This window comes from Kordia aestuariivivens (genome assembly GCF_014397005.1).
GTDB lineage: Bacteria > Bacteroidota > Bacteroidia > Flavobacteriales > Flavobacteriaceae > Kordia > Kordia aestuariivivens.
This window is the reverse complement of the sequence record NZ_JACGWS010000009.1, coordinates 227828-239415: the sequence shown is the minus strand read 5'-3', so window position 1 is coordinate 239415 and position 11588 is coordinate 227828. Positions and strand designations below refer to the sequence as shown.

Sequence of the window (11588 nt, the reverse complement as noted above, 5' to 3'; positions counted from 1 at the left end):
AACTAACGGTCACATTACTTTCATTGTCTACAATCTCTGCTTCTGATTGTGTCAGATCAAAGATGAGCATTCCATTGGTTGCATCTCCATCACTATCATCATCACAGGCCTCTAATATTGTTGGCGTGGTGTTTGGTGTTGGGATTGGAAGCACACGGAGTGTCATGGTAATATCAGTGGTACATCCTGCGGCATTGGCTGCGCGGATATACAACACTTGTGGATTGCTTGTGTTTTGATACGCTGTTGGGTCTGCAATTGGCGTATTACTGTTTAAGTCTGCTAGACTTGCGTAATAAGTGAGTGTTAAACTGGTATTTCCTCCAGTGATCTCTATGTATTTATCGGTAAGATCAAATGTAGAGATCTCATCACTTTCATCACCACTCTCTAGGTCATCACAAAGCGCAAATGGAGTCGGTTGTACCAGCACTGGCGGCCCCACTACGATGATATCAAAGCTTCCAATGGCATAACAAGCTGTGGTATTGTCTTCTAAACGTACCCAAATCGTTTGCTGATTGATGGTGATATTGATATAATCGGTAAGGTTTACTATTGGTGATAGATCATCAATGGCATCTTGTTCTGTTTCGTGATAGGTAAGCGTGTAATCACTTGGTGTTTGTGTACCGTAGATTTCCATTTGCGTCTGAGTCAAATCAAACATCGTAAAGCCGTCTAAGTTCGCTGCTTCATCACATTCTTCTAAGTCTGTGATGTTTAGTGGCAATACTGGAATTGGAATCACATTTAGTTGTAATGGAGTTACGGTGAAACATCCTGTAACGGTATTGGTCGCTAGTACATAGATGGTTTGTGTGTCCATCATAATGTTATTGTATGGACTTGCAAGTGGGTTTAAGTTATTGGTTGCATCTGCCTGTGTTTCATGGAAACTATAGATTACATCGGGTTCATTGTTGATGATATCATTGATCAGATCATTTAGGTTGAAACTTGTAAAGCCATCATTGTCATCATCACATACTTCTGCGTCTAGCATTCCGCTTGGATTCAGTGTTGGACTTGGCAATGGATTTACTCTGATATCAAAAGTGATCGTGTTTTCACAGCCTGTGGTATCATTAGTCGCTTTAACAAAGATAGTTTGTACTCCAATTTCTACATTGCTGTACATTGTTGGATCACCAATTGGCGTATCACTTGCCAGATCAGCAGCGTTTGCATAGTATTGTAAGCTAATCCCCGGAACATTATTAAGTAGTTGTTCAGCAAGGCTTGTGAGATTAAATACTTCGATTCCGTCGTTGAGTGTTACTGCATCACACGTGTCGAGTCCTGGCAATTGTGTCAGTACAGGAAGTTCGTTGACAATTAGCGTTAGATTCGTGATGCTAAAACAGCCTGTTGCCAGATCTTCCACACGTACCCAAATGATTTGTGGACTTGGTGGAATGTTGCTGTATGCGTTTATATTGTTGATTTCTCCCGCCGCTAAACCAGCAATTGCATTTACTTGTGTATTATAGTATCGAACCGTATGTGTGGTTGGATCTTCGCCGTTTAGAATCTCTACTTCACTTTGCGTGAGATCGAATTGTGCAATCCCATCTGCAGTGATATCATCACATTCAGCCAAACTTACCGCATCAAGTGCAGCAATTTCTGGGGAATCAAATACAATTAATTCTAAAGCTACTACATTGAAACATCCCGTAAGGACATTTTCTACACGCACATAAATCGTTTGATTGTATGCATTGATATTGGTATAGGTATCTGCAAGTGGATTCACATCATTGTCTGCATCTTCTGGAGTTTCGTGATAGGTCACCGTAACTTGTCCAGGAATTAAACCGCCAGTAATTTGATTTTCTGTGCTACGAATGTTAAAGATTCCGAATCCGTCGTTGTCTGTATCACAGTATTCTAAGGGTGTTGCTGGGAAAACGCCTGGTGTATCGTTGATGTTTACCGTAAGTTGTGTAACTACATGACATCCTGTATTGATATCTTCTACACGAACAAATACCATATAAGTCGTTGGTGTTGCTGTGTTTACATAAGGCATGATAAGTGCGCTCATATCGCTATCTGCATCTGCAAATGTTAAATGATAGGAAACATTCAAGTCTGGATTAGACAAGGTAATTTCATCATTTGTAACCGTTAAATCGGTTGGTGCAATTCCATCTGCCGTTTCATCATCACATGCTTCAAGTGTAGAAGGAGTTGCGATTACTGGTAATTGTGGAACTTCTAATTGAAAAGTTCCAGTCTGAATACATCCCAATAGATTGATTGCCCTCACATGGATAGTATCTCCATCTGTTCCAGTAAGACTGGTAATAGCGCCAGCACCAGTACCTGCATCAGCCGGCGTAAGGTGGTACGTAATGGTAAGTCCTACTTGCCCATTTTCCACCGTAGTGGTATGGGTAGTTAAATCAAACATTTCCATCAGATCGCCCGGATTGTTAAAATCACACGCAATCATTGGTGGTATGTTATCTAAGTTTGGAAGCGGATCTACTATAAGTGTTACTGTAACAATATCAAAACAGCCTGTGATATTATCAGTAACGCGTGCATCGACAGTTGATACAGGACCAGACGTAGTCGTGTATAAGCCTATGATTTCTGTACCAGAATTGTCATAATACGTAACTGTAGCAGTTCCTGCCAAAGTGCCTAAAATTTCTGCATCTAGTGTTGTCAAATCAAATGTCCCAAGGTCATCATTATCATCTCCATTGGTATCATCACAAACAGTAAAGTTTGAAGGTGTCGTCGCTGTAATAGCTGGATTTACTTGTAAATCTAACGTTGAAACATTTACACAACCAGTAACCGTGTTTACAATACGAATGTGTACTGTTTGCATATTCGCTGTTGTATTGGTATAATCAGAAATAAGTGGTGTTCCAACTCCTGTTTGTGCTTCAAGTGGTGTTTCATAATACGTAATAGACATCGCATCCGTAGACGTTTGTCCCGCTAAGATTTCTGCATCAGCAGTTGTCAAAGTGAAAGGTATAAAACCATCAGTATCATCATCACATACTTCTAATGTTGTTGGAATGACTGGAACTGGCAATGGATTTACAGCTAATGTAAAACTTGTCGTTGTAGCACATATATTTGTTACATCAGTACTTGTAACACTTACAAAGATTATTTCTCCGTCACTTCCTACATAAGTTGTTGGTAGCGGATTTATGTTTGCATCTGCATCAGCTTGTGAAGCATGGAAATTTATATCTATTAGTAAAGGATCTTGTGTTCCTGTGATTGTTGGAATTTGTGTTGTGAAATCAAATGTTTCAGTTCCATCATTAGAAGCATCATCACAGACAATCATATCCGCTGGTTGTGCAGCTGTTGGTTGATAGTTTACACATATTTGAAAGCTTGTTGTATCAAAACACAATGCATTGTTCATATTTGCAATACGAACATGAATTGTTTCACATTGAGCCGTATTTGAATACGGAACCACTAAAGGATTTGCTCCTGATAGAGCGTCCATTGATGAACTATGATATGTAATTGTAAATAATGCTGGATCTTGCGTTCCAAGTATCGCTGCATTTACACCTAAAGCTGGGAAGTTAAATACTTCCGTTCCATCATTTGAAACATCATCACAGACAGTAATACCTGCTACTACATTTGCTATTGGTAATGCATCTACAACTACATTGAATTGTGTTGTAGAGACACAGCTTGTTATATTACTTTGTACTCTTACAACAATTAAGTCCGAAGGAGTGATGTTCGGGTATGTTGCTGGTAACGGATTTATATTTCCTGCTGCATCCGCAGTACTTCCATGGTAACTTATTGTAAAGTTCATAGGATCTTGCGTTCCTAAGATGAGTGGAATTTGTGAGTCTAGATTAAAGAATTCAGTTCCATCATTAGAAACATCATCACAGACAACCATATCTGGAGCCGCTGTCAATGCAGGTTCTGCGTTTAGAATTAAGTCAAACGATGTTACTGCAAAACAGGTTGCACTGTTGTTATCTGTAACTCTTATATAAATATCGTCTACTGGGGCTGTTGTGTTTGTATAGATACATGCAATTGGACTTACGTTTGCATCAGCGTCAGCTTGTGTATCATGAAATGTTACTGTGTAATTAGCAGGATCTTGTGTTCCTAATGCTAATAGAGATTGCGAACAGAAGTTAAACTCTTCTTGACCATCATTACCAATATCACATAATACGATATCTGGTACTACGTTTGCTGTTGTATTTCCTATGTTTAACGTGAACGTTTCTGTTTCAAAACAATCAATTGCAGTTGTTCCTATGTATGATAATCTTATAAAAATTGCTTCTCCGTCAGTTCCTGTATACGCCTGTGCTTGTGCTAGCGTTAAAGCTCCCGTACCAGCATCTGCATCTGCTTGCGATAAGTGATAGGTAACCACCATATCTGTAGTATCTGGAATTGGTGCTAATATTAAGGCTGTATTTACGGTTAAGTCAAATACTTCAGTTGTGTTGTTAGAACATACAGATAAGTTTGAAGGTGCTCCATTGTTCATTTCTGGTGTTACATCTATACAAACTGTTTCTGAATATGTACATCCTAAATCATCCGTAACTTCATACGTATAACAGTGTTGCCCTGGTGTTGTTGGCAATACCGTTATTACATCACTAACATTATTTGTGATAGACGCATCTGGCAACCATCCTTGTGAAACGATTACAGGTGTAAATGATTCGTCTGCAGGTAAAATAGCAGGATCAAAGTCTAAATTCCAACTAAATATATATCCGTTATCTATTCCGATATTATCGGTAACTCGTATCGTCCAATTTCCGTTTAATGGGCTTCCAATAAGATCGTCAAATCCATTTGTATCTATTGGCAAATATGTCCCTGGTTGCCAAGAATTGTTTGGAGGATTAGATCCTGCAGTAATTGTTGGTGCACCGGCAGCAAGTACTTGTGTCCCTAATAATGAAAAACAGTAATCTGCACCGACTCCGGGAGCATTTGAGTTATCATCATTAGCACCACCAAAATAAGTTCCGCCACCAGATTGTAAAAATAAGTCAGCCTGTTGACCATTTGGACTTATAATAATGATATCTAAATCTCCTGAGTAAGAATGCTCAATATTTAAACATATTCTAAATATTTCTGATCCTGATGTTAGTACTTGTGCAGGATCAAAACAGTCTACAGGAATTGATGTTTCATACGAAACTCCATTTCCATCTGGTAAAAATGTTTGCCCACTTACAGGTGGTGTACATTCTACTATATAGGGTGTTGGTGTTACAATACCTGGAATAGTGGTACTATCACCAAAACAAAGAAAATCATCCGTAGGCACAGTTCCTGCAAAGCTAGGCGTTGTAGAAACTCGTACTACTTGATTGATAAGATTGTTATTTGTACAGTTATTTGTATCAGTGATGGTTAAATTTACAATGTATGCACCTGGATTTGGAAAGTTATGTGTTACTACTTGACCTATTTCAGAACTACCATCGCCAAAATCCCATTGGTATTCTGCCCCTGTACCATCAGAAGTAAAGGTTCCGCTTCCATTAAAAGTTACATCATCTCCCTGACAAATTTCTATAAATCCATTTGCATCCGCTGCAGGCAACGAAGAATCTAATTGAGAGTTAATGGTTTGACAAGGCGTTACGCATGAAATATCTGCAGCCCAACCAATATTAACACCAGCCGCATCAGATATAAATTCAATGGTAATACAGCCTGTAGTGTTTGTGTTTGTAGCAATTACAGTTCCTGGAGTTGTCGTTCCTGTAAATGCTCCAAATTGTGGTGCTGTGTTATCATCACCGTCATAGATATTCATAAAGTCACTCATGTCTTGCAACCCAAATGATGTGAATATTAATTGAACTTTATCTCCTGCATTATCAGGACATATCGTCATGGTAAAACTTTCGTTGTTTGAGTACTGCCCTGCGCCGCCACCGCCAGTATCTAAGAAAGTACCTTGGCATATATTGAAGGTACCGTTTTCGATAATTACATTTTGCGCAAAGCAAAATAGTGGAGCTATCAGAAGTAAGAGAACTATTTTTTTCATCTCTAATATTTTAGTTTTGAAGTTTTGGTTGTGGTTGAATGATCAAAATATAGTCTGTATTATCTATGCTATACATTCTATGAGAAGCTGCGTCAAAGAATGCCAACTTATATTTCAAAGGATTGAAATTGCTGATATTAAAAGCAGCATCATGTTGCAATCCACTAGTATAGGTATCAAACATTCCCTGATCTGTAATTTTTGGAACTTTTTTTCCTTGGATTTCAGACTTCCTCACGATTTGCATTCGCTCCAAAATTAATTTTTTGAAAGCTCTGTATAGGTTCTGATTTGAAAAGATCAGTTTCTGAGCCTGATCTCCATAAACTTCGTTGATGAAGTTATCTACTTGATGCTCTTGAAAGTTATAATGAACATTTTTAGTTTGTGCAGTCATACACAGCCCTAAAAATAAAAACATCATACACACATAGATTTTACGCATAATTGTCATGTTTGATTTCTAACATTATTAATTTAGAATAAAGTCGTTGAAATTTTGTTGAAAAACGCCCCATTCCCTTTACTTTATATATAACAACAACACCTATAAAAATCCGACATTGTGTTAAAAAATTTATTTTGAATCTTGGAAAATTAAGAAAATTTTATGATATACATAATTCTTTAACACATTTATTTACGGCACGTTCAACCAAAACTTATTCAATAATTAATTATCTTTGCAGTCTTGTTAAATTTTGAACAAAATTGTGTAATGACTCTTTGGTATTGTGGAATTATAATTCTTATATATGTATTGAGTAGTTGCATTGCATTTTTTACACGTAAAGAAATACTGAATAGATGAAAATAGATAAGGCGCTTGAAGAAGAATTACACGCTATGGGAGACGATCACATCATGACCTCTTATGAAACTCCATTACGCAAAGACGCTTTTGATTTAAGTGACAAAGAAAAAATAGTGAGCATCAAAAAAGATGTTGCACATATTATGGAGACATTAGGACTAGACATGACAGACGATAGCCTAAAAGGAACTCCTAACAGAGTTGCTAAAATGTTTGTACAAGAAATTTTTGGCGGATTGCATCCAGATAAAAAACCAAAAGCATCCACTTTTGACAATAAGTACAAGTACAATGAAATGTTAGTAGAAAAGAATATTACTGTCTACTCTACTTGCGAACATCATTTACTTCCTATTGTTGGGAGAGCGCATATTGCATATATTTCTAATGGAACTGTTGTTGGACTTTCTAAAATGAATCGCGTAGTTGATTATTATGCAAAACGTCCACAAGTACAAGAACGCTTAACAATTCAGGTTGTAAGAGAGTTGCAAAAAGTACTTGGCACTGAAGATGTTGCTTGTGTAATTGATGCTAAACACTTATGTGTAAATTCACGCGGAATCAGAGATATCGAAAGTAGCACGGTGACTGCAGAATTTGGCGGGAAATTTAAAAATGAAAAAACACGCTCAGAATTCCTAGATTATATTAAATTAGATACAAAATTTTAAAAACCCATAATTTTCATCAGTACTATGCAATTATATCAAGAACACGAACTTAAAATATACAATTCCCTCACAAACGAAAAAGAAGTTTTTACACCTATCAATGAAGGTCATGTTGGAATGTATGTTTGCGGTCCTACGGTTTACAGCAATGTACACTTAGGAAACGTACGAACGTTCATGTCTTTTGATATGATTTTTAGATATTTAAAACATCTAGGATTCAAAATTCGGTATGTCCGAAATATTACGGATGCTGGTCATTTAGAAAATGATGCAGACGAAGGTGAAGACAGAATTGCTAAAAAAGCACGTTTAGAAGAGCTTGAACCTATGGAAATTGTACAACGATATACCGTTGATTTTCATGAAATTCTACAAAAATTCAACTTTTTACCGCCAAGTATTGAACCAACAGCTACTGGACATATTATTGAACAAATAGAAATTGTAAAATCTATTATTGATAAAGGATTTGCCTACGAAGTAAATGGTTCGGTATATTTTGACGTATTAAAGTTTAATGAAACCAATGTTTACGGTAAACTCAGCAAACGAAAAGTAGAAGACTTAGCACACAATACAAGAGCTTTAGACGGGCAGAGTGATAAGAAGAATCCGCAAGATTTTGCACTTTGGAAAAAAGCAGAACCAAGACATATTATGCGTTGGCCATCACCTTGGAGCGACGGTTTCCCTGGATGGCACTTAGAATGTACTGCCATGAGTACAAAATATTTAGGCGAAAAATTTGATATTCACGGTGGCGGAATGGACTTAAAGTTTCCACATCACGAATGTGAAATTGCTCAAAATGAAGCTTCTAAAGGAACAACACCTGTAAATTACTGGATGCATGCCAACATGTTGACGCTGAATGGTCAAAAAATGGCAAAGTCTACTGGAAATAATATTCTTCCTGGCGAAATTTTCTCTGGAGATAGCAAACATTTAACCAAAGGATTTGCTGCAAGTGTAGCACGTTTCTTTATGATGCAAGCGCATTACAGAAGTATTCTTGATTTTAGTAATGACGCATTATTGGCTTCTGAAAAAGGATTCAATAAGTTAATGGAAGCTATCAAAACACTAGACGGTTTGAAACCTGTTGGTGACAAAACTACTTTTAATTTAAGTGTTTGGAAACGCGGATGCTACAATGCACTGAATGACGATTTTAATACGCCGATTTTAATTGCCGATTTGTTTGAAGCTGTACGATTCATCAATCTATTGAAAGATGGAAAAGCTACTATTTTAGCAGAAGATTTAGCAGACTTAAAAAAGAGTATACACGCCTTTGTATTCGATATCTTAGGATTAGAGCAACAAAGCGGTTCATCGGATGATGGCGATGCACTTTCTGGTGTGGTTGAGTTATTGATTAGTTTACGAAATGAAGCGCGTGCCAACAAAGATTTTGCGACTTCAGATAAAATCCGTGATGAATTATTAGCATTGGGAATTCAACTGAAAGACGGAAAAGATGGCACTTCTTTTTCTGTTAGCTAACAATTCAAAAACAACACATATATGAATGGCATAGGCATCATTGCACTAATTATTGGTGGTATTATTATTTTAGTAAATATTATCATTCATTTTTCCAATCTAATAAAAATTATACAATATACTTTTGCCACTAATTCACTTGGTAATTATTGGGAATATTTTTTTAAAAACAACTTTAGCGCGCGTGCGCTAATTTCTTCTTTGATTGCATTGGTCATTGCTATTTTCATATTCTTCATCATCGCGCCTTTTGTATTGTACAGAAAATATGTGCTTAAAAATGATATAGAAAGTCAGTTAAAATCTGGATTGATGCTTGAATACCTAGAATCCTATCCACATGTAAATAAAGAAGGTTTTTTTCATACAAATATTGACTTTTTAAACATTAAAGACATTCAAGTTCCTATCACAGGAAATCTTAGAGTTGATCTTGTAATGATTATGGGAGCAATTTCTGAAAAGTGTGAAGCCAATAATAAAACGGTAGATTATGCTGTAATGCAGAAAACAAAACTCAGCAACAAATCCGTAGCAACTATTCCCGTGATGCTTTCACTAAACGATCGTGAATATCCAATGTACCTTATCTATACAGATGAACATATTGATCAATACAAAGAATTAAAGAAATCATTATTTCAAAGTGGTTATAAAGATTGTATTTACTTTTCCACAGAAAAAATATAACTTTGTTTCACATCAAATTTAATTATTATTAAAAAGATACTGATATACCCTTTTTTGCTCATCATCCGCTTTTATCAAGCGGCAATTTCTCCATATTTACCTGCGGCATGTCGGTATACGCCAACGTGTTCACATTATACAGCAGAAGCATTGCAAAAACATGGTTTATTTCGCGGTGGAATGTTAGCCATCAAACGTATTTTTAGTTGTCATCCTTTCGGCGGAAGCGGACATGATCCTGTGCCAGATGAGCTTCCTAAAAAAAAGCATTAAATTTCCAATCAGACACCAAATTTAAAGAACTATTTAAGGGTTTATATACTAAATTTTGGATCTCGTTATGCAACGAGATCAGTTCAACTTACAACTTTGAATACGTCTTTCAGACTTTTCAAAATTGAGTTTCACTGAAATAACATTCCTTTACGATTTGCTTCCTTTGATTTTCGTTTCGTTTCCCTATATTTACACTTTATAAACAACTCCATATGCATTTATTAAGTATCAACTGGAATCCTAATGAAGTTTTATTGAATTTAGGTCCAATTCAAATTAGATATTATAGCTTAATGTTCATCATTGCATTTAGCTTGGGATATTATATCCTAAAAAAGATGTATGAAAAAGAAAATGTTCCCTTAGAATATTTGGATTCGTTGTTTATGTACTCCGTAATTGCCACGTTACTTGGCGCGCGATTGGGAGAAGTATTTTTCTACAATTGGGCGTACTATCAAGATCATTTAGTGGAGATTTTATTACCAATAAAGGAAGACCCAAATGCAACATTACTTGGCTTTATTAGTGGTTATAAATTTACAGGATTTGCTGGTCTGGCAAGTCATGGAGGCGCAATCGGAGTTATTTTTGCCATGTATTTACACAGACGAAAGCATCAATATAAAAGCTTATTATGGATTTTAGATAGAATCGTAGTTCCTGTTGCTATTGGTGGTGCTTTTGTACGACTTGGAAACTTCTTTAATTCTGAAATTGTTGGAAAGTACACAAACTCTGATTTTGGAATTGTATTTCAAGGAAGAGGCGATACACTTCCACGTCATCCGGCGCAACTGTATGAAGCACTTTGCTATATTATTCTATTTGTTGGTTTGTGGTATTTATTCTGGAAAACAAACAAAAAAGATAAACCTGGCTACCTTTTTGGACTCTTCTTAGTGATTCTTTGGACCATTCGCTTCTTTGTAGAGTTTGTAAAAGAAAGTCAAGGTGGATTTGAAGATAAACTTGGAAATATATTAACTACAGGACAATGGTTAAGCATTCCGTTTATTATTGTTGGATTTTATTTTATGTTTAGACAAACCAAAGAAGTTACAACAGATTCTGTAAAGTCATGAAAAAGATATTGATACTCTTATGTTTCACAATTGCTTTTGTTTCTTGTGATTCAGATAAAAATAAAAAAGTAAAAACTGCGGAGATTAAGTTTACCAAAGAAGGTCAATTGACGCTTTCTAAACCTAGCGGAGAAGATGTAGTTACACTTGATGTAGAGTTTGCAGAAACCAATTACGAACGCGAAACTGGCTTAATGTATCGCACGTCGATGAAAGATAACCAAGCGATGCTTTTTATATTTTCTGCGGAGTTTCCTCGAAATTTTTACATGAAAAACACCTACATTCCTTTAGACATTATCTACTTAGATTCAAACAAGAAAATTGTAAGTTTTCAAGAGAATGCAAAACCTATGGACGAAACTGGATTGCCTTCTGAAATTCCAGCAATGTACGTATTGGAAGTCAACGCAGGTTTGGCTGAAAAATGGTTGTTAGAAATTGGCGATTTGGTCACTTTTGTAAAAAATTAGGTTAAAATTTAA

Annotated in this window: 8 protein-coding genes; 6 read left to right on the top strand and 2 right to left on the bottom strand. The window is 36.2% G+C overall.

Annotation, left to right across the window (positions count from 1 at the left end):
- Together H2O64_RS15600 and H2O64_RS15595 are read right to left on the bottom strand one after the other, a co-directional pair.
- On the bottom strand, positions 1-6055 hold a 6055-nt coding region (locus H2O64_RS15600), incomplete at its 3' end, for a PKD domain-containing protein (RefSeq protein WP_215907179.1).
- A 10-nt stretch (positions 6056-6065) separates the two neighbouring features.
- The gene (locus tag H2O64_RS15595; protein ID WP_187563138.1) at positions 6066-6500 is read right to left on the bottom strand and encodes a hypothetical protein; all 435 of its coding nucleotides are present in this window, start codon (positions 6498-6500) and stop codon (positions 6066-6068) included.
- Positions 6501-6862: 362 nt separating this feature from the next.
- Here H2O64_RS15595 and folE point away from each other — a divergent pair, with 362 nt between their 5' ends.
- From folE to H2O64_RS15565, 6 genes are all read left to right on the top strand, one after another.
- A complete protein-coding gene (gene folE / locus H2O64_RS15590) occupies positions 6863-7543 on the top strand; it encodes a GTP cyclohydrolase I FolE (protein WP_187563137.1) in 681 nt (226 codons plus the stop codon).
- A 24-nt stretch (positions 7544-7567) separates the two neighbouring features.
- On the top strand, positions 7568-9052 hold the full coding sequence (cysS, locus tag H2O64_RS15585; RefSeq protein ID WP_187563136.1) for a cysteine--tRNA ligase: 1485 nt from the start codon (positions 7568-7570) through the stop codon (positions 9050-9052).
- Positions 9053-9073: 21 nt separating this feature from the next.
- Positions 9074-9742: a hypothetical protein gene (locus tag H2O64_RS15580; RefSeq protein WP_187563135.1), complete on the top strand. Its 669-nt coding sequence runs from the start codon at positions 9074-9076 to the stop codon at positions 9740-9742.
- A gap of 24 nt (positions 9743-9766) precedes the next feature.
- A complete protein-coding gene (yidD, locus tag H2O64_RS15575; RefSeq protein ID WP_187563143.1) occupies positions 9767-10015 on the top strand; it encodes a membrane protein insertion efficiency factor YidD in 249 nt (82 codons plus the stop codon).
- 215 nt (positions 10016-10230) lie between these two features.
- Complete coding sequence (gene lgt, locus H2O64_RS15570; RefSeq protein ID WP_187563134.1) at positions 10231-11103, top strand: prolipoprotein diacylglyceryl transferase; 873 nt, start codon at positions 10231-10233, stop codon at positions 11101-11103.
- On the top strand, positions 11100-11576 hold the full coding sequence (locus H2O64_RS15565) for a DUF192 domain-containing protein (RefSeq protein WP_187563133.1): 477 nt from the start codon (positions 11100-11102) through the stop codon (positions 11574-11576). Before lgt ends, H2O64_RS15565 begins: the two co-directional genes overlap by 4 nt.
- Positions 11577-11588 lie beyond the last annotated feature (12 nt).